The sequence below is a fragment of the Gottfriedia sp. NPDC057948 genome (genome assembly GCF_042887255.1).
Taxonomy (GTDB): Bacteria; Bacillota; Bacilli; order Bacillales; family Bacillaceae_G; genus Gottfriedia.
This window is the reverse complement of the sequence record NZ_JBHVPN010000002.1, coordinates 262,676-283,142: the sequence shown is the minus strand read 5'-3', so window position 1 is coordinate 283,142 and position 20,467 is coordinate 262,676. Positions and strand designations below refer to the sequence as shown.

The 20,467-nt window shown below is 31.6% G+C and carries 18 protein-coding genes and 1 riboswitch; of the genes, 4 read left to right on the top strand and 14 right to left on the bottom strand.

Annotated elements, in window-relative coordinates; translation table 11 throughout:
- Positions 1-170 precede the first annotated feature (170 nt).
- Positions 171-1,820, bottom strand: a complete 1,650-nt coding sequence (locus tag ACFVRR_RS05285; protein ID WP_387325515.1) for an outer membrane protein assembly factor BamB family protein — start codon at positions 1,818-1,820, stop codon at positions 171-173.
- 281 nt (positions 1,821-2,101) lie between these two features.
- On the opposite strand from ACFVRR_RS05285, the gene secA2 reads away from it, so the two are divergent.
- On the top strand, positions 2,102-4,486 hold the full coding sequence (gene secA2, locus ACFVRR_RS05280; protein ID WP_387325512.1) for an accessory Sec system translocase SecA2: 2,385 nt from the start codon (positions 2,102-2,104) through the stop codon (positions 4,484-4,486).
- Entirely contained in the window at positions 4,470-5,378 is a 909-nt protein-coding gene (locus tag ACFVRR_RS05275; protein ID WP_387325510.1) for an accessory Sec system S-layer assembly protein, read from the top strand. The genes secA2 and ACFVRR_RS05275 overlap by 17 nt, the downstream gene beginning before the upstream one ends.
- 117 nt (positions 5,379-5,495) lie before the next feature.
- Here ACFVRR_RS05275 and ACFVRR_RS05270 read toward each other — a convergent pair whose 3' ends face one another.
- Positions 5,496-6,029 carry a competence protein ComK gene (locus tag ACFVRR_RS05270; protein WP_387325507.1) on the bottom strand — a complete coding sequence of 178 codons (534 nt, stop codon included), beginning with the start codon at positions 6,027-6,029 and terminating at the stop codon, positions 5,496-5,498.
- A 308-nt stretch (positions 6,030-6,337) separates the two neighbouring features.
- On the opposite strand from ACFVRR_RS05270, the gene ACFVRR_RS05265 reads away from it, so the two are divergent.
- Both ACFVRR_RS05265 and ACFVRR_RS05260 read left to right on the top strand, forming a co-directional pair.
- Positions 6,338-6,859, top strand: a complete 522-nt coding sequence (locus ACFVRR_RS05265; protein ID WP_387325504.1) for a sigma-70 family RNA polymerase sigma factor — start codon at positions 6,338-6,340, stop codon at positions 6,857-6,859.
- A gap of 455 nt (positions 6,860-7,314) precedes the next feature.
- A riboswitch (cyclic di-GMP riboswitch) is annotated at positions 7,315-7,446 on the top strand.
- A 235-nt stretch (positions 7,447-7,681) separates the two neighbouring features.
- A complete protein-coding gene (locus ACFVRR_RS05260) occupies positions 7,682-8,002 on the top strand; it encodes a helix-turn-helix domain-containing protein (protein ID WP_025671315.1) in 321 nt (106 codons plus the stop codon).
- Positions 8,003-8,099: 97 nt separating this feature from the next.
- Here ACFVRR_RS05260 and ACFVRR_RS05255 read toward each other — a convergent pair whose 3' ends face one another.
- From ACFVRR_RS05255 to ACFVRR_RS05200, 12 genes are all read right to left on the bottom strand, one after another.
- On the bottom strand, positions 8,100-9,278 hold the full coding sequence (locus ACFVRR_RS05255; protein WP_387325502.1) for a hypothetical protein: 1,179 nt from the start codon (positions 9,276-9,278) through the stop codon (positions 8,100-8,102).
- A gap of 26 nt (positions 9,279-9,304) precedes the next feature.
- Positions 9,305-9,877: a signal peptidase I gene (gene lepB / locus ACFVRR_RS05250; RefSeq protein WP_387325500.1), complete on the bottom strand. Its 573-nt coding sequence runs from the start codon at positions 9,875-9,877 to the stop codon at positions 9,305-9,307.
- Entirely contained in the window at positions 9,877-10,443 is a 567-nt protein-coding gene (locus ACFVRR_RS05245) for a hypothetical protein (protein ID WP_387325498.1), read from the bottom strand. The genes lepB and ACFVRR_RS05245 overlap by 1 nt, the downstream gene beginning before the upstream one ends.
- A gap of 54 nt (positions 10,444-10,497) precedes the next feature.
- Positions 10,498-11,268: a hypothetical protein gene (locus ACFVRR_RS05240; RefSeq protein ID WP_387325495.1), complete on the bottom strand. Its 771-nt coding sequence runs from the start codon at positions 11,266-11,268 to the stop codon at positions 10,498-10,500.
- 527 nt (positions 11,269-11,795) lie between these two features.
- Positions 11,796-12,686, bottom strand: coding sequence for an LCP family glycopolymer transferase (locus ACFVRR_RS05235; protein ID WP_387326046.1), 891 nt, complete (start codon positions 12,684-12,686; stop codon positions 11,796-11,798).
- A gap of 94 nt (positions 12,687-12,780) precedes the next feature.
- On the bottom strand, positions 12,781-13,785 hold the full coding sequence (locus ACFVRR_RS05230; protein ID WP_387325492.1) for a metallophosphoesterase: 1,005 nt from the start codon (positions 13,783-13,785) through the stop codon (positions 12,781-12,783).
- Positions 13,786-13,843: 58 nt separating this feature from the next.
- The gene (locus ACFVRR_RS05225) at positions 13,844-14,515 is read right to left on the bottom strand and encodes an HAD hydrolase-like protein (protein ID WP_387325489.1); all 672 of its coding nucleotides are present in this window, start codon (positions 14,513-14,515) and stop codon (positions 13,844-13,846) included.
- A gap of 12 nt (positions 14,516-14,527) precedes the next feature.
- The gene (locus ACFVRR_RS05220; RefSeq protein ID WP_387325488.1) at positions 14,528-16,150 is read right to left on the bottom strand and encodes an aldolase catalytic domain-containing protein; all 1,623 of its coding nucleotides are present in this window, start codon (positions 16,148-16,150) and stop codon (positions 14,528-14,530) included.
- The gene (locus ACFVRR_RS05215) at positions 16,147-16,893 is read right to left on the bottom strand and encodes a 3-deoxy-manno-octulosonate cytidylyltransferase (protein ID WP_387325486.1); all 747 of its coding nucleotides are present in this window, start codon (positions 16,891-16,893) and stop codon (positions 16,147-16,149) included. Before ACFVRR_RS05215 ends, ACFVRR_RS05220 begins: the two co-directional genes overlap by 4 nt.
- 79 nt (positions 16,894-16,972) lie before the next feature.
- Complete coding sequence (locus ACFVRR_RS05210) at positions 16,973-18,166, bottom strand: protein kinase family protein (protein WP_387325483.1); 1,194 nt, start codon at positions 18,164-18,166, stop codon at positions 16,973-16,975.
- 176 nt (positions 18,167-18,342) lie between these two features.
- Complete coding sequence (locus ACFVRR_RS05205; protein WP_387325480.1) at positions 18,343-19,227, bottom strand: 6-hydroxymethylpterin diphosphokinase MptE-like protein; 885 nt, start codon at positions 19,225-19,227, stop codon at positions 18,343-18,345.
- 43 nt (positions 19,228-19,270) lie between these two features.
- Positions 19,271-20,434, bottom strand: coding sequence for a polysaccharide deacetylase family protein (locus ACFVRR_RS05200; RefSeq protein ID WP_387325477.1), 1,164 nt, complete (start codon positions 20,432-20,434; stop codon positions 19,271-19,273).
- Between the last annotated feature and the right edge of the window lie 33 nt (positions 20,435-20,467).

Below are 20,467 nucleotides of genomic sequence, written 5' to 3'. Positions count from 1 at the left end.
ATAAATACATCTATCATATTATCTAATCTATTTGCTAAAAATCCAATTCTTTTAATAGAAGTTTAATATGTTATTAACACAACTGAAAAGACCGTTTAAAAAATCCTATATCAAATACACAAGAAATCCCTAGCTCCACAAACGGAATTAGGGATCTTTCATCACAATATTTATTGGATATTGACGCTAACATATTTACCTCCTCTAGTTCCAACAATTACTTGTTGACCAACTACAACTGGAGACGCCTCAATATTGGCACCTAGATTAATCTTATGGATCATTTTTCCGCTACTACTTATTAAGTACAGGTTCCCTACAGAATCACCTTGAATTAAGTAAGCTTTATTATCCTTTGTATAAACCCCTACTGTAGATGACCACGCATAGTTTGGTAAATCTAAATGCCATTTTTCTTTTCCAGTAACAGTATCATAACTAATTAATAAGCCCCCATTTATCGTTTTATACCTTGAAATATTAAAAATAACCTGCCCTTTTAATGGCCCAGTTCCAACAATTGGAGTCGCTAACAGTCCACCATTAACAGGATGATTACCTTTTATCGAATAACCCGGTATTTTTTTCTCCCAAATTACTTTACCAGTAAGCCCATTTAACTTTTGAATGCGTGCATAGCCTTTAGTTCCTTGTTTATCGATTTCAGAACCTGTGTATAAAAACGGTGTACCATTAGAATTCTCAATGACAATTGACGCATCTGTATCGTCATATGCATTATTTGCCCAAATTGGCCTTTTCTTAATAATATCCAGCGCTTGAATACCACCACCATTATCGGCGAAATATGCAATATTCTTAAATACCGCTACTGAATTTTCAATACCTTGGTATGAATTATTTTTAAGTTTATATCGATATTTTGAAATTACTGGAGAAATTTTTATCGTTTTAGCCTTAGGATCATATTTGGTATTTAGTTTGATAAAGTAAACTAGTCCATTTTCCCCGCCGACTAACATCGCATCATCTTCTCGGTTAAATAACGCGGAGCCATCAAAAGCTCCCCAACCACGAAAAGAATAGGAATCAATTCCTGGAATAAATGCTAATTGAGAGCCATCAATTAGACTATAAATCCTCATACCTATTTTTCCGGTTTGTGGTATACCTTGTCCAACGTATAAAAGAGGATAACCACGTGGATCAAGAGCCACGCTACCCTTAATTGGATTTTGAATATTAATTGGATTTCTTGTTTTCTTCCCTGTTGCTAAGTCTAAAAAGTAAACTCTTCCATCTAAAGATCCATAAACTACTTCTTTAAAATTTGACTTTGTTTTAAATTGAGAATATAAATTCATAATTTTTTGTTCTTGTGGTTTCCATTCAATTACACTAGGTTGGCCAGTCCATCCTGAGCCCCCGCCCCATCCAGATGAAGAAGATGTTTGAAACGACCAACTCTTAACTAACTTTTGCTTTGAAATAACTGTCGTTCCCATCGAACCGTTATTTCGGAAAGGTCCGCCTCGAAAGCTCAATATCCCATTAATAGTTTGATACTGCTCTGGGAAAGGTTTTGTAAACACTTTTGTACTATTACTGAAACTATACGATAGATTTTTACTACTTGGGAGTGGATTCAGTTGTAGTGCTTCCCATTTTTTTTGTTGATTTGTCTCAACCATTTGAAGTGTTGATTGTCCACTACTAGTTTGATTTGTTGCAGCTTTTACTTCATTATTACTTATTAAATTGGTCTCATGTTTAGTGCCTCTATGCTTCAACGATGGTGAACTAAATATACTTGTTAAAAGTATTGCAGCAGAAAAGATTATACCGATCTTTGTCTTCAATAAAGCTCTCTCCCTCATATCTTAGTAGACTATTAATATGAAACTACTAAGATTATATATAATAGGAAGTAAGTAATTTGTCACATTTTGAAATTAACTAGTTATTTTTACTTAAAGATCGTTCGCTTCATTTTGATTCCTACTAATTGTTCCTTTAGTATTAATAATATAATTTTCAATCTTTTCTATAAATTCCCACTATTTACACCTTGAGTCCCGTAAAACTTATGATACATTTAAAGAAGAGACTTGATAGATTACCAGCTCAGGAGGGAACATCCTTGATCCAGACTTTGCAAAAAATTATTGGCAATCGAAAATTAAAGGAATATGAAAAAGTTGTTCAAGAGATAAATACAAAGGAGCCATTCTTTGAAAGTCTTCTAGATGAAGATTTGCGTGAATTTACTTATCTATTAAAGCAAAAAATTTCTAATAAAGAAGCTGTTATTCATGAAATTACGATAGATGCTTTTGCACTAGTACGTGAAGCATCAAAACGTGTTTTAGGGATGCGCCATTATGATGTTCAATTAATTGGGGGACTTGCATTACTAGATGGAAATATCGCTGAAATGCCAACTGGGGAAGGAAAAACATTGGTTTCTTCATTACCTGCCTATACTCGTGCGCTTGAGGGAAAGGGCGTACATATTATTACCATAAACGAATATTTGGCCCGACGCGATGCGGTTCAAATTGGGCAAATCCACGAATTTTTAGGTCTTACAGTAGGTTTAAACATTCCCAATTTACCTTTGGAGGCTAAAAAAGCTGCATACAATGCAGATATTACTTATGGAATCGGAACAGAATTTGGTTTTGATTATTTACGAGATAATATGGTTACTTCTTTCTTTGAACAAGTTCAACGCCCATATCATTATGCAATTATTGATGAAGTTGACTCAATATTAATAGATGAAGCAAAAACACCACTAATTATTGCAGGAAAAAAAACCGCACAATCACACTTATATTCGCTTTGTGCACGCTTTATTCGCACGTTTATAAACGGTAGTGATTATTTTTTAGATCAAGAAACTAAGGCAATTACTTTAACCGAAGAAGGTATTTCAAAGATTGAAAAAGCCTTTATGGTAGAAAATTTATATGACCTAGAACATACAACGCTTTTCCACTATGTTCATAACGCATTGCGAGCCGATTTAATATTTCAACGCGATGTTGATTATATAATTCACGAAGGCGAGATTAGACTAATTGACTTATTTACTGGCCGAATGATGGAAGGACGCTCATTAAGTAACGGTCTCCATCAAGCAATCGAGGCAAAAGAAGGGTTAAAAACAACTGAAGAAAATCATACCGTTGCATCTGTAACAATACAAAATTATTTCCGTATGTACCCAATTCTTTCTGGCATGACTGGAACTGCAAAAACGGAAGAAAAAGAACTCCTACATGTTTATAACATGGAAGTTTATCGAATTCCTACTAATAAACCGGTAATTCGTATTGACCACGAGGATATTGTGTTTGAAAAAACAGAAGAAAAACTCAGGGCAGTTCTGGCTGATGTAAAATTACGACATGAAAAGGGACAACCAATTCTAATTGGAACAACCTCCATTCGTCAATCTGAAGAACTCGCAGAATTATTAGAGAAAGAATCGATAAAGTTTCAGCTCCTTAATGCAAAAAATGTTGAAGAAGAGGCACAGATGGTTGCCCATGCTGGTCAAATAGGTATGATTACCATTTCAACCAATATGGCGGGTCGAGGGACTGATATCATATTAGCTGATGGTGTATCAGATTTAGGAGGTCTTCATGTAATTGGAACCGAACGTCATGAAAGTGAGCGTATTGATTTACAATTAAAAGGGCGTGCAGGGAGACAAGGGGACACTGGTTCATCTCAATTCTATCTGTCATTAGAAGATGAATTATTTGTAAAATATAATACAGAAAAGCTAGAGAAATTATATAAAAATCTACAGGCTGATCAATTTGGTAGAGTACTAAATTCTACGATTCAAGACTTTGTTGCATATACACAAAAGCTCTGTGAAGGAAATCAATCTTTAATTCGTGAATGGCAGCTTAAATTAGATGGTGTTGCAAATGAACATCGCCGTATTATTTATAAATTAAGAAATAACTTTTTACAAAATGAAACTGGTTTAGACTGGTTTATTGATCAAGCTGAAGAAACTATTGATCACTTATTAATTCAATTCTATCCTAAAGATAGTACACCTGAAGATTGGGATCTACTTGAAGGTAAAACAGCACTTGAACAACTTATACCACCACTTCGAATAGATATTCAACATTTTAATACTGAACAAGAGATTTGGCATAACGTAAAAGAAGCTTTTTCAGTATATAAAAATGTATTAAACGGTATGGAGGAAGAGAAAAAAGTAAAACTTATTAGTGTTTTAAAAAGCACGGCATTAAGTACTATAGATTTATATTGGACTGAACATTTAGAGCATTTACAACAATTGATTGAGGGGATACACTTAAGACAGTATCAACAAGAAGATCCAATTCGACTATATGAATTTGATGGATTTACTCTGTTTGAACATACTTATAACTCAATACAACAAGAAATATCAGCAAGTCTTGCTTCAACATTCCAAGAATTATCTTGTCCACAGGGGGTAGAAAAACAAAATGTTATCGTCGATTAAGCGTTTATTACAAAAAGGTAAAGATTCAACAGTTTCATCGAGTGATTTATTGCAACAAACATCTACTGATCAAGCAGTTCAAGTTGAAGAAAATGAAGTGGTTGAAATTTTTCCTAAAATTTCATTCCACCCATTAATGCATATTGAGGATGAAAAGCGTTATGTTTATCAATTTTTAAATAACGAGCTTTCTCCTTTAAAACCAAATCAATTATCATTATCTGCAATCGAGCTTGAAACTAATGATGACGGAAGTGCAACTGTTACTGCATTCGTTCGTAACAGTTTAGAAAAATTAGTTCGTTTAGAAGACGCAATTCTATTATTGATTAGTGAAGAAGGAGAACTCTTAGCTAAAAAAGGATTTAGATTGGAAGAGCTTGGCGAAATGCCTCCTTGCAGTAGCCGCCCATGGCGTTTTGTATTTGAACGAGAGTATTTACTAAAAGAGGACTTGCCTGAAACAGGTTTTGAGTTAGCATTTGATTTATCAAAAACTATCCACCGATTAGATATAGATCCATCATGGGAAGGCCGACTTACTGAAGAACAAATTTCAGAATTAAGCAATCTTGTAAATTCTTTACCTAAATTACGTATAAATGAAGTGAGCTTACATGCTTTACGAGCAAGCTATAATGAAGAAGGAAACTTAGGCGTTAATATTTTAGTTCGAAATGGATCAACACAAGCTGTTAGTCTAGAATTACTACCACTAGAAATGTTAAATGAGAATGGCGAAATAATTGCGAAAGGTTTATTCACACTACCTCCATTAACAATCCAAGCAAATACGAGTAAACCATGGACATTTATCTTCCCTAAAGAACTAGTAGAAATAAATGCGTTCTCACAATGGACAATTAGAATACCTGAACAAGAAGTTATTTAAGGCATAATAAAAGAATAGATTCAAAAAGATTAAAAGCAGGGTTTATGATCAAATAAGATCTTAAGGCCTGCTTTTTGTATTTCCTGCCCCTGCTTTCCTAAAATAACTTACCTAAGCCTACCAATCAGAAGAATATCCTTCTATTAATTCCTTAATCATCATTAACTTTTCTTCATCTGATTTTAGCTTATACTCTACTTTCTGACTTAAATACATACTAATAATCTTTGTGGCTTTACTAATTTGTTTATCAAAAATGTAATAAGAAATTGGGAATACCCTCTCTTCTCCATTCCTAAACTGTATTTTTGTTTTTCTTTTTTCTTTTATATATTTATTTATTTGGATAAAATTTAGCCATTTGCAAGATATGTTATTTTGCGAAGATGTAGGAATCATAATAATTGATAATGTGGGATTAATCATAAGAGGAATCTTTTTCATAGTTGGATATTTACTTTTTACGACTTCGAGATGACCTTTAATAGATTGATTATGGTAGAGGGCGGATTCATTCAAGATTGCTTTCATTGGCCGCTTTGAATAGATCACCCCTTTGTTTTTATCAGTTATTTTGGTTAAAAACTCTGGATGATCCGCAGCTTCAATCAGCATTGTTTCATACGATACAACATAATCTAATTTTGACATATGTGCCTCCTTTTTAGGATTTTTTACATATCGATTATATCAAAATTATCTTTCCGTATTTTTGAAACTTCTATGACCGTTTAGCCTGTGTTTTAGTAAACTTTACTTACGTTTAAAAATATAAATAGATAAGATTTCATTTAATTATTTCTGGCAAATTTAAAGTTTTAAATATGAAACTCACATTTCACTCTATTTTTTTTATTCTTAATTGATGTATCCAAATATGATATGTTTTTTAAATTTTTATATAGTTACATCACCGCGGAATACACACAAGGGCATGCCTTTTTAGAAAGGCAGTAAGCATGAAATGTAGTGAAGAACATGTAGATTATCAAGTTATTTCAGGAAAATTAAAGCCAAGTACATTCGAGGAATGCTTAAACCAGTATTCCCGAATGATAAAAGCAACTATGAAGAAGTTACATATTTATAAAAACTTTGATGAATATTATCAAATTGGTCAAATAGCATTGTGGAAGGCTTATCAGCAGTATCAAACTGAGAAAGGGAGCTTTTCAAGTTATGCTTATATTACAGTTAGAGGCTATTTATTAAACGAGCTATCCAAAGCAATTAAATATGATGAGAGAAACGTAGTAGTAGAACAAAACCATGAAGATGTAATATATTGTGACGAAGTATTTTCACTAGATAATTTTATAAGTTTTCTAGATGGGATTTCTCCCTTACAGAAGCAAATTCTAATTAGACGTATCTACTACAATCATGAGTTTCCACAAATCGCATATTGCCTAAATATGAAAGAATCCAGTGTTCGATCTAGTTATCGTTATGCATTAAAAAGATTAAGAAATTCAAGATAAAATCTTAAAAATAAAGTAATCTATTTGTTGATTACTTTATTTTTTTAGTTTATCAACTTTAATTACAATTAAATCCAAATTACCCATTACTTTCCTCCTATTTTTATAAATTTCAAAACTATGCCATTTTGAGTGAACTCCGTACATTTTTAAACGTTTTCTTCTATTTTGGCCTAGTCTTGAATATTATTCTAAAATCACTAAATTTTTCCAGTTATTTTTTGGTATTTCGACATTTTTTTTGCAAATGTCGAAATGTATTCTCTTAAAATTTTTCCAATTGTTTCAAATGTAAAAAAACGCCTTGATTTATCTAAAGCTTTTAATATAATTGAAATATTAGCAATATTATTGTTTTTTTTGAAACTACAAATTACTACAAACTATGTATTGGATTCATTATATAATTGTGATATAAATTTTTTAAAAATTGTAATAAATACACCAGAACTCTCTCTAGAAAAAGGCAAACCAGTTGAGAGATTGGGACGCAAAGCCACTGATCTTAATCAGTAAACATAGTTAAAAAGCACTATTTCACTTTATTTTTTAACTATTAAACGAACTAAGATAGCAGGGTTACCTAGGTATTTTATACCTTAATTTTAGGAGGCCATTATCCATGTACAGTCAATTGGAAAAACATTCTGCCGAATTAAACTGGATCGACTTGCTACTAGAGTGCATTGAAGTAGGTATAAGTCCTGATGAAGTGCGATCATTTCTTTACAATTGCGTTAAAGATTCATGTCAAAACTAGGATAACTACTCCCTACTATGATATACTTTTTGTAATAGTCAAAAAGATATGGAGTAGCTTATATGATTGGAGAACGAATTAAAAAACTACGTTTACAACATGGAATGTCACTTACAGAGCTCGCAGAACGTGCTGGTATCGCAAAATCTTACATAAGTTCGATTGAACGAAATCTACAAAGCAATCCTTCAATTCAAGTACTTGAAAAAATTGCTGGCGTCTTCAATACAACGGCAGAAAGCCTCCTGAAAGATGATATTGATCCAACTAAAATTATTGATTCTGAATGGATGGATATCCTTCAAGAAGCAATTAATTCAGGTATACCAAAAGATGAATTATTAAAATTTATTGAGTTTAATAAGTATAAACAAGGTAAATAAACCTTCAAATTAAAATGTTTCCATTTTAATTTGAAGATTTTTTTTCCAACAAAAATAAGAAGGGCGCACTTCAAACGAAGAGCGCCCTTCTTATCATTTATTTACGTAAATCATATTTTAAAGAAATGTTATCGATATAACCAGCATCTTTACTTGAGCTGCCAGATTTATCTTTAGCATAAGTAAGTTTTAACACATGTTTACCTGGTTGAATAGTGAGTTTTTTATTTGTCCAATGGTTATCTGTACCTGATTCACTAACTAGTACATTGCCATCTAATGAGATCGTTAAGATATCTTTATTTAGTTGAGAAAGTACTAAATAATCAAAAGATAAGAATGTATTATATGCGTTATCTGGTACATTAATTGTTACCTCAGCAGTAGACGAACTATTATTAGAAACGTTACTGCTAATTAAATAATAGTCAGTTTTCCCATCTACTTTTGAATTAATTCTTTCCCAATCACCAGCAATAGAAAATGGTGAACTTGCACTTTCAAAGTCTGCTAGAAAACTATTTTGCGGAGTATATAATCCACTAGTTACAGAATCTAAATCATTAAGTGTATCATTTTTAATATTTGTTGCCTTAGTAGCTAATGCTTTCGATTTTTTGAATTCTAAGTCATTTGTTGCAGTATTAATAACATCTGTTATTCTAGCAATTTCACCTGCTAAATAGTCTTTTAGTTTTGCATCATTAGTGCTTTTTTGTACTTCAATTAACTCTGCTAAACTTGCCTTTGCTTTATCTAATTCATCTTCTAAAGCATCAAGCGCTTTTGCTTGCTCAGCAGTAATTGATAGTTTACCGTTTGCAACTTGTGAACTGAAGTCTGGTTTTAATCCATTTACTTCAGATTCAACCCCGCTAGTAGTTTGTCCATTTAGTTGGTTTACTAATTGGGCAAATTCGTTTGGCGTATTTTGTTTAATGCCAGTTAAAGCATTGTTGATCGCTTCAACGTGTTCGTTTGACTGACCATTAATTGAATTAGCTCCTGCTTGAGATAATTCGCCTTGTTTATTATTTACCCCATCTTCTGAGTTAGATAAAAAAGAACCTAATCGATCCTTCATGGCACCAATTGCATCTGTAGTTTTCGAACCTAATGTACTACTTACAGTTGATTGTGCGTCATTTAATAGTTGAGAGGCAAAGTTTGTAAATAATGCTCCAGCATTAGTTGATGCGAATGCAGTACCTGTTGTTAAAATTCCTGCAGCCAGTATACCGACTGCAACTTTCTTTTTAATTGATTTCTTCTCCATTTTCCTTCGTGCCTCCATTAGACAGATTACACTTTAAGTGGTTTTGCAATTTTATGAATTGGTAAAATTGAAATAAGTACATACCCCTTAATATCTTTAATAGGTATAAATCCAAAATCTTTACTTCGACTATCGTAGCTAATTCCTGGCTCTCGATTATCGCCCACAACAAATAAGTCGTTTTTAGGAACCGTTATTTTTTCCATATCTTCCGAAGTCCCATTTGTAGAGATTTCAGGGACTGGTTCGTTATTTACATAAATAATTCCCTTTTTTATAAAAACTGTGTCTCCAGGAACGCCAATTATTCGTTTTACAACATCAAATCCTTCAGATTCTAATCTCATAATCGCTACATCACCTAGCTGTGGATCATGAGTAAAACGAGCAAATTTATTCACTAAGACTACATCCCCATCATTTAAAGTAGGGTACATCGAAAATCCGCTGACTTTAGTAAGTCCAACTGTGTTTAATAAAATCACTAAAAGAACACTTAAAATCAGAAAGAATTTCAACCATTCAGATAATGATTGACTAAAAGTTTTTGTACTCTTTTCTTCCAATGTATTTTGTTCTTCAATTTTAGTAGCACCCATTACTGTTGACCTGCATCGTTAGACTGTTCTTGGCTGTTTCTATTTTGTGAATCATCTTTTTTCGAGTTAGATGTTTCAGTTTCATTATTTGAGTTCAACTTAGGAATCTGTTGATTCATATCTTCTTTTACTTGTTCCTGAGCATTCTGTATAATTTTATCAATTCTCGCTTTTGCATCTTGTACATCTTTTTCATTCTTACTATCTATTTGTTTAATCAATTGATCTCCATACTTTTGAAGCTCTTCTTGTGATTCTAAGCTTTTTTGCGTTGCATATTGTTGAATTTCTTCAGCAGATTCATTAGATTTCTCTTGCACCTCTTTAACTAAGCGTGCTTTTTGCTTAATTGTTTCTGCTTCTGTCATGCCAATAATATAATCACTTGCTTCCTGAGTTTGTTTTTTTGTCCATGCAGTCATTGCCGCTGGTAAATTCGTATCAGCAAATGATAACGTTGTTGCGATTAGTAACCCACCGCTTAACGTAACAGATCCAATTAAAAGCTTATTAAATTTTTTGGAGATCCATGTTTGTTTTTTAGTTTTTTCAGTATTATTCTGCATAATTTACCTCCCAATGACTACAATGAAAAAACAAACTTTTAACAAATTTACTTTTTACTTATTAATTGCATCTACTAAATCTTGTAGCTCTTTAGTTGCATCGCTAACAGTTTGTTTTTGCGTATCCTCTAAAGTTTTGATAGAAGCTGCTTCTTGTGCATCAATTTCAGCTTTTAGTGAAGATTCGATACGAGTTATCTCAGATGATAAGTGCTCTAAAACAGCTTTTTCAGAATCAGATGCTTGACCATTAATTAAAGTAGAGATCTCAGTTTTAGCATCATTAATTTTTTGTGTTAACGTGTTTATAGCTGTTGTACGAGAAGAATTTAAATTAGATTGAAGTTTTGTATCTGCACTTTTAGCAACTGCTGAAAGCTGAGTGTTAAAGCTACTGTTTAGCGTATCTGATAATGCATTTAAATCAGAAGTTGTTTTGCCATTTGTTGTTGAAACATAGTTAGCAAAGTCAGCAGGAATTCTCATGTTTAAAGCTGCCATAGCCTCAGAAATTGCAGCAATATGCTCATTTAAAGCCGCACTAATTTGTTGATTTGCCAATTTTGTTTGAGCGTCTCCTACTGATTCGATCGTGTTTGCAGCATCAACTTTGTAATTATTTACGTTAGTTTTCATATCTGCAACTGAAGAATCATATTTTGGTTTGTATGATGAAGAAAGCTCTGTTTTTGCATCAGAAGTTTTCGAATTTGCCCAATTTGTTAATAACTCCCCAGCGTTAGTACTTGCGAATGCAATTCCTCCAGAAATAACTAAACCTGCAGATACAATACCTATTACAACTTTACTCTTAACCTTTTTCATTTCTTTCTCTCTCCCTAAATTGTATATATTTTGTGTACCGTTCTCCAGTGAGAACGTATACAATTTAACTATACAAAAGACTAAATAATCTAACAATTGAGTTAAACCTTTATGAAAAGTGTTATTTTGACAAAAAACGACGAGAATGTTGTTTTTTTTAATCACTTTTTGACGAGTGTTGTATTAATTTGTTATTTTTTGTTGTCAAAACAGAACTTTACTAACTCTCACTCTATTAGTTAGTCCTTTTTACACATAAATTACGAAAATGATTTATCGTAAATACTGTTGATTCTCTATTTTTTTCATATTTGAAAGGAAAAATCAGGATTAAGTACTAGGTCTTTAGTAGTCCGTAGGTTTGCGATCGAATATCAATATGTAGAAATTTGTAGAAACTACAGAGGGTAAATATCAGAGGAATAGTCTTTTCGTTCAGATTAAAGATCAAAGAAAAAAAACCCCGATCCGTAATATAGTCAAACTATATTACAAATCGGGGTTTTTTCTCTCGATAAAAATTCACGCTATTGTGTTAATCCCAACTGATCGCGTAGTTCGTTTGAAAGTGCTAAACGATTTTCTTCCGGTACTAAATAATAGTAGATTCCCTTAATCATTTTCCCACTTCCTTCTAGTTGCTGTTGTTCAATACTGTCAGTGGCACCGCGATAGCTTTTCTGAATATCGAACATTTCATCTAAAGTTAAATTAGTTTCTAGGTTTTTACTAATCGAATTTAATATATCCTTATAACTCACTAAACTTTTAATTTTTGTACCTTTATTAATTACTTCCTGAATAATTTGACGTTGTCTAGCTTCTCGTCCAAAATCACCTTGTGGATCCTCGTAACGCATTCGCGAGAAACTTAATGCCTTTTCACCATTTAAAGACAATAAACCCTTTTTAAAGTGATAACCGTCATTTGTGAAGTCTAGTGTATTCATAACCTCTACTCCACCAATTGCATCTACAATACCCTTAAATCCCTCCATATTTACCTCTATATAATAATCAATAGGTATGTTTAAAAATTTCTCCACAGTGTTTACACTCATCTGTATACCACCGAATGCAAACGCATGATTAATCTTATCAGTACGATTTTTCCCTACTATTTCAGTACGAGTATCGCGTGGAATACTAATAATTTTCGTCGTATGTTTTGTAGGATTTACGGTTAAGACCATTAGAGAATCAGAGCGCCCCTGGTCACCTGGACGTTTATCTACTCCTAATAGTAAAACTGAAAATGGATTATTTTCTTTAACGCTGACGGGTTCGACTCTTTTCTCCGTCTTTTCAATTGGGTGATAGATAACGCTTGTCGTTTTCGTGACTTCATGATAAATATAAAATCCAGTAGCCCCAGCTATAACTACCAGTACAATCAAAACAATTCCAATGCGCAACATTATTTTTTTCCAGCTCACGGATATTGCTCCTTTTAGTAAAAATTAAAATTGTTAGACTAGATTAAAGAAAATATGTTTCAACGTCTTGTTATTTTTACTTTTTTTGTTTTAATGTTAAAACATTAAATTCAGGTGGGTTAAATAAACGAAACTTTAGGAATGGAATAAAATTGCTGCTTCCAAGACCAGTACTTACATATTGTTTAGTATGTTTGTACTCCCAAAGACCTTTAACGCGGTTTTGTGGGGGAAACAGACCACCCCACTTATACCATCCCTCTGGAACGAATGGTGCTCCTATAAAAGGTAAACGAATTTGTCCTCCATGATAATGCCCAGCAATAATCAAATCGTATTTCCGATTTCTAAACTTCAGACTAGAATCATTTAAAAGACTATCAATTCTCTTATCAACTATAGGATAGTGATTAAGCGCAATTAAGACATCATTCTTTAAATAATTAATACCGGACATCTCTTTCATTAAAGTTTTACGATGCTCAATATACTGCTTGGTTTGTACATATTCAGGTAAGAAGATTCCATTTGTTTGTTTTTCACTTTGAGAAGCGTTCAGGATCGACGTTTCAAAGTCAACGAAGTTAATTGTGGAATTGTTTTTTTTGACTGAATAAACAGATTCCAAGAATTTGACACCACGTTTTTCAATTCCTTTTATGAATTTACTTTTTACTAATACACCTTTTGAATTTACATAATATGCCTCTGGATCTTCATTTCCAGGTATATAAATCGCATTCTCTTTGTTTTTAATGCCTTCTAATAATTGATAGAAGGGCTTAATATTAGTACTTTGACTTTGGCTTTTAAGAATCATATCCCCAGTAAAAACAATGGCATCATAATCGGTGGAATTAATGGATTTTAACAAGCGACTTTGATTTTCACCAAACTCTTTACTATGCAAGTCTGTAATTTGAAGAATTTTATATCCTTCAAATTCTTTTGGTAAATGGTCTACTAAGACATCTTGTTTTGCTATTGTAATTCTGTTATTATCCCAAATTATATAAATTACTAGAGCACAGATAAATAATATGATTAACCTTGCAACTACTTTTGCTAATTTATTTTTCAAAGTAACCGCTCCATTACCCACTTTTTATACAAAGGATTGATAACCCTTTCAAATGAAATTAATAATTGATCGTCTGCTTTAATTCGAAAAAATCAAAGAGCTCCTCAACGCTTTCAGTTACATAAACATTCTTACATTTACTTGCGTCGACTTTACTTTCAAATCCGTAACCATAAGTCACAGCAATAAAATCAATTCCCACTTTCTCTGCACCAATTGCATCATGCATGCTATCACCGATCAATACTACTTTTGATAAATCATTTTGACCTATCTCTTCTAAACACATTAAAATCAAATCTGATTTACTAAGCGTATCGGCATCATCGACTCCAAAAATAACATCAAAGTGCTTGCTTAATTCGAAATTCCCTAAAATTTCTTTTGCTAGATCATCCCTCTTCAGTGTTGCAACTGCCGTAGTACATTTTTTCTCTTTTAATGAAAATAGTAACTCTTTAATATAGCTATATTGCTTAGCTTCAAATTTACCCTTTTCTTTATATCTAGTTCTATATATTTTTACGGCTTCTCTTGCCTTCTCTTCATTAAAACCGCACTCTCGCATAAAAGATTCGGCAGGTGGTGGACCAATAAATCGTCTCTGCTGTTGAACTGTTAATTCGGGTGCCCCCATTAGAATTGCAGTATGATTCGCACCAATCATGATTCCTTCCGCTGTATCTAATAATGTTCCATCTAAGTCAAAAATGATTGTAGAATATTTCATATGCCCTCCGCTTTAATATGTCTTACTATACAAATGAACATCTTTATAAATCGTCGATGTTACATAGTGAATTCCCATATGCTTTTCTACACTGGCTAAGTAATTTTTTATTACTTCATTCTTTTTAACAAGCTCAACCATTTCAATATGATTAATTAATTCTGTTGAATAGTAGTTTTTAGCCTTATTTAAACTGAACCCATCAAATCCCGCAAGATACACATGATCAATAAATAAACGATTTAATAAATTAATAGCCATTAATCCTGCGTTATCTGAAATTAAGGGGTTTTCTAGTAGTAAATCAGCATAATTAACGACTATTGATGAATCGACTTTTAAGTTTGTAATATTAGACGTTGTAATCAAAGTTGTAGTAATTGCTCTATCTTTTATTACTTCTTCCATACTCTTAAATCTCTTACTATTGCTAATAAAAATGGCGTTACAGTTCAAAGCACATGGTAAAAAATTTACGCTAATAATAAACGGATCCTCTTCGGTTATAAACGTTTTAATATTCTCTAATTCTTTTTCGATTGATTTACCTGGTGCTATAATAAGTACTTTTTTATTACCAATTTGCTTCCTTAATCTCTTCAAACTTTCTGTATCGTCTACCAATTGCATTTGATGATTTATGTATAAATCTTCAATATAAATTTCATCATAGATATCACGTTTTTTGTTCGGGATTTGCCTCAATATTGTATTGATTGACTTAACAGAAATCGTCTGTTTATTCAGTAAATATGATGCATAGTTAGGGTGACAATTATTGATTGCCGCTATGAAATAGGGAACGGAATAACCCCATTTAGGCTCATTAAAAAATCTACCCAAATGTTCATCTACAATTTCCAATAACGGTACTATTTTATATTTTTCATCAATATTTTCATTGATGTACTCGGAAATTAGCTCCGTGCATAAATTTCCGGCACCTCTTCCCATACCAAATACTGATGAATCTATTATTATATTTCTTTTAGTATGCAATGTTAGCAATTCTTGAGCATTTGAAAAAGATAATTGTAAATTATTATGAGAATGAAATCCGATGTTAATTGTTTTATCAAGATTATGATCTAGTAGGTGGTACATTCGTAGTAAATTATTTTTGTACATAATCCCAAGTGTATCTACTAAGTAAAATGCATATGGTTTTAACTCATTAACTTTTTTGATCAAAGCTAACAGATTTGCATCAGTGTAGCTAGTAGTACCAACGGGTTGAATAAACACTTTATACCCTTTTTCAATTAACATTTTTCCATATTCTAATGCTTCAGCAATTTCTTTTTCATTATCATGGAACGTTAATCGAATTCCATCAATTGAAGTACCATCATATACTTTTATCTTATCGTTTGAGATGAATGGTTGATCAATCATAGCTACGTAAATAGTATCTTTATTTTTTGGCTGAATCAGTTCTTTGATGTTTTCGATATCATTGAAAATTGTAGTATCATTATCATAAACCACATCTCTAAGAAATCCACATTCGATAATGTCTATATTAGATTGTGTCAATTTTTCAATTACTTTTTTAACCGTCCTCTTACCAAAATTCCAATTGTTGATATATCCACCATCGCGTAAAGTACAATCGAGTAACTTTATATTGTTCACTCAAATACCACACTTTCTAAACGATTTTTTATGATATCTCGTACTTTATCTAAATCTTTTGGAGTATCTACGGAAAGAGTCGTCACATTTGCTTCCACAAATTTTATCTTTTGACCATTCTCAATAAATCTAAACTCATCAATGTCTTCGGCTGCTTCCAAAGGTCCTCTTGGTGCCAAATAACAGAATTCCAATGCACTTTTTGTAAAACATTGTACTCCAACGAACTTTTTATAATAGAAATCGTATGTCCCTTTTGGGTAAGGTATTGGGCTTCGAGCTAAATATAATCCATATCCAAAAACATCCGTGGCAACTTTAATCTTTGAAAAATCAACCGCCTCCAAAGGATTTTTTAACTCTGTCATTAAATTTGATACATATAATGAATTCGAATCAACCTCTTTAGGAAGAATCCTTCTAATTGCCTCAGTTTCTATTAATGGTTCATCCCCATTTACATTTATATAAAAATCTGCGTCTACTAAAGTGGAAACCTCGTATAGTCGGTCAAGATGTGTTTTATGATTTTCAGAAGTCATAATCGTTTTTATTCCATAGCTTTCACAAACATCTTTAATTCGTAGATCATCTGTTGCTACATATACCTCACTTAGTCCCTCTAATCCATTTAATCGTTCGTGAACCCACCAAATCATTGGTTTTCCACAAATATCTGCTAATGGCTTGCCTGGGAATCTTGACGAATTATATCTAGCTGGAATAACACCAATGATTTTCATAAATTATCTTCCTCCTGATATCATCTTATAGTACAAAAGGTTTTGTTCATTTTAAAGAACGTTCGCTTAAAAGCTTCTACTAAATATTTCCAACTATATTTTTATTAAATTTGTTTTTGTATATTTCACTTTCATACAATTGAAAAAATTTAATTCTATCTGCTAAATACTTAAAATATTTCTGTTCCCCAAAAGGATTTTCCACTAATCTTTGAGTAATAAATTCTAAGTAAAATATGTATCTATATACTTCTAAATGTTGCACTAGGACTGTCGCTAATCTAGAATTTATAAAATTTCCCTCTAAATAATTACGAATAAAAGTATGATATGCTTTTTCAATTTCCTGATCTATCTCGTATAGATTTTCCGTTTTTGCACTAGAAACTTTATCAAATGTAATAAAGTAAAAATCAAAAAAAGCACTTCTGGTTTCCAAAGTATTCCAATCTATTACCTTTGATATTTTCCCACTTTTCAAAATATTACCTTCCCAAAAATCTCCATGTGTAAATCCTAAAATAATTTCTGTCTGGAGTGCATCTTTATTTAGCTCTTTATGTATTTCAGAAATAAATTCTAAAATAATTTTTATATTATTTACAAAACTAACATTATGATTTAGAAAAGGACTTAATAATTGATCAATTCTGTTTGAAACATTATGGATATGTTGTTTTAAGCATATATTTTGAGGTTCTTTACTTAACAAAATATCCTTTAATATAGGTAGAGTTTCTAAATAAACATTCTTTATATCATTTAATTCGAAAAATATAGGCTTTAAATTTAAATAACTTTCCTTCATATACCTACCATTAATATCAAAATCTAGTAGTTTAGGAGATAATTTACACTCTTGCGCTTCTTTTAGTTTATAAATCCTATTCACCATCACACTTTTTGGATAATCATCAGGGAATACAGTTGTGACACTTTTCTCTCTAAAATTTATTACTTTGTACTCACCTTGGCCTCCCAAAATGAGACAGTTTCCACAATGCACTGACGAAAGTGTCGGAAATAAATCAGGAGACTTTTTATTTAAGTTCTTTTTTCTTTTATATAAATAAGTAAATTGCAAAACACGAATAAGCCTAACAATTGGTAGAAAAAAATTAATAATATAAATTTTTGTCTTCCTCTCAAGAAACCCAAAAGGTTTACCTTTGAAAAAAAGGAAGTATATAAGACTGATTAAACTCTGATCTAAGTTTATGTAGAGAGAACTATATAAAAAATTATCTACATATATATATCTAAACTCCTCCATTAAATCTCCCTCTTTTATATTTAGTTGTAAGATAATCATTTTAAGAATTTAGAAACCGTTTGTTCAATATATTAAACTAACATTAAAAAAAGCGTAAAGAGATCTAACAAGTAGTAAAGATTTTTTCTTAACCAAGAACATCTTATCTCAAAAATTACCATCATTTTAAACAATTATCAATTTATATTTGATAATTGTTGTAAAGATTCTTCTCTTCCATTGTTAGCCAAAACATCATCAAGATCGACTCTTTCAAAAACTTCCAGCATTCCACCTCTAGTAGCGTTAAAGATTTTAATATCTTTCGAATCCGCATATTTCTTTGCTTCTTTATACGCATGAATCATTTTTATTCCCGCCACCGAATAAGTGGGATCAAAACAATCGTAATTTTTAAAATGGTGATTCAGATCACTAGAGTAATTGCAATCTGCACCAAGTAAATAAATTTCCTTAAATCCCATATAAACTGCAATTTGTAAAAGTGAATAAGCTATTGAATATCCATCATACACAACTGCAAAAGCATCATCGCTAAATTTTGAATTATATTTCTTATGCAAGACATAGTGATTTAGCATGTTCATTGGATAAACATAGAATTCTTCCGGAATCTTTTTATGTTTTGAAATAGGTTCACCAATGAATTTACATTCTGAATCCAAATCTTTAATATCTTTTTCAAACCTTTCATAATTTCCAATACACTGAATCCCATAATATGTAGGTCTCCAGTCAGTTTCTTCAAATGCTAGGCAAATTGAATTCATACTAAAGGTAATTTCTCTACGAAGTTTTTCCAAGTCTTCAAGCTTCAGGCTCGGTCCCGTTGCGACAATAAAACATCTTTCACCTAAATGTTTGTTTTTTAAATTCTTTAATTTCTCGAATTGACTTTTTCTATTAATACGAGTTACTCTTAAAAACTTATTAAAGTTAAAAACTATATTTGGTATAATGACTGGCCTAATCATAGGAATAAAATTATATCGAAACTTTCTAATAAAATCATAAAAGTACAATGTGAACTTATTACTTTTTAAGATGTCTTTTATTATCATATTTTCCCATTCCCTTTTTATTGTTCAATTAGATTTTTAAAAATTAAGCCCCTGTTTTAGATTCGATTTGATCATTATTTATATTTATTTCTTTTAACTTACCAAGTCTGTCTAGTAACCTAAAATCCGTTATCTTATTATCACATAGGTTAATTCTCTCCAAATTCGTTAGATACTGTATACCATCTAGATTTGATATATTTTGACCACTTAAATCTAATTCCTTTATCGAGCTCAATTCAGAAATGGAGATCCATTTTACCTTTGGATCATGAAGATGCTGTCTGATAGAATTTTCTAAGTTGTGATCTATAAAAGTGGCAACACCAGCTATTTCAGCTGTAGTATAGAATTCCAACCCTAACGCTTTAGCTTCTTTTATAATTTCTTCAATCATTTTAGGTGAAGTTCTCCACGTTCCAGCAAGTTCTGATTCTTCTCCCCATCCAAAATCTTTCCACTTTACATCTTCTGGTAATATAGAATGCGACATTAAAATTAAATTTAGCCCAGTTTTCTTAACGACTCTTAAAATCCTTTTTATATATTTTTTATTCTTTAAAAATATACTATCTATACAAATAGCAGGCGCAAATCCAGTATGATTAAAAGGCGTTAAATGATCAGCGGACGAATGTCCCCTTACAACTTTAAAGTACTTCGGAACGATCTCGTTTATCATTTCATCATTACACGCTGCAAAAGGAAATGAATATGTTACTGGCAATTTAAACCTTTCCTTTGTTTTAGAGTGAGATTGTTTTTCCAACCATTTAAATAATGATTCTATTTCATTCTCAATCCATTTTGATAAGCCATACTCATTAATATATGATTTAGCATTTTTATGTTTTAAGCCATGATGAGCAAGTTCATGACCATTTGCTTGTAATTCTAGTAACAAATCGATTTCCTTTTGATTATGTTCTCTTTCACCTTCAAAATGGTGAAATGCATTAATATTAAATGTTACATTAATATCATAATACCCAAATAAATCCATGCCATATTTATACCATTGCTCGACTCTAAAACTGTCATCAAATGAAAAAGCAATACCAGGTTTATTTACGAATGGAACTTCATCCTCTTCTTTCCTTGATATTATTTTCCTTTCTAATTCGCTAATTAAATTCCTATAAAATCCATGCCAATACAAAGTTTGTGCCACTTTATTTTTTATTTTTTCTAATCCTCTCCTAAACATTACGTACCTCCTTTAAGAATAGTTTAAAATATT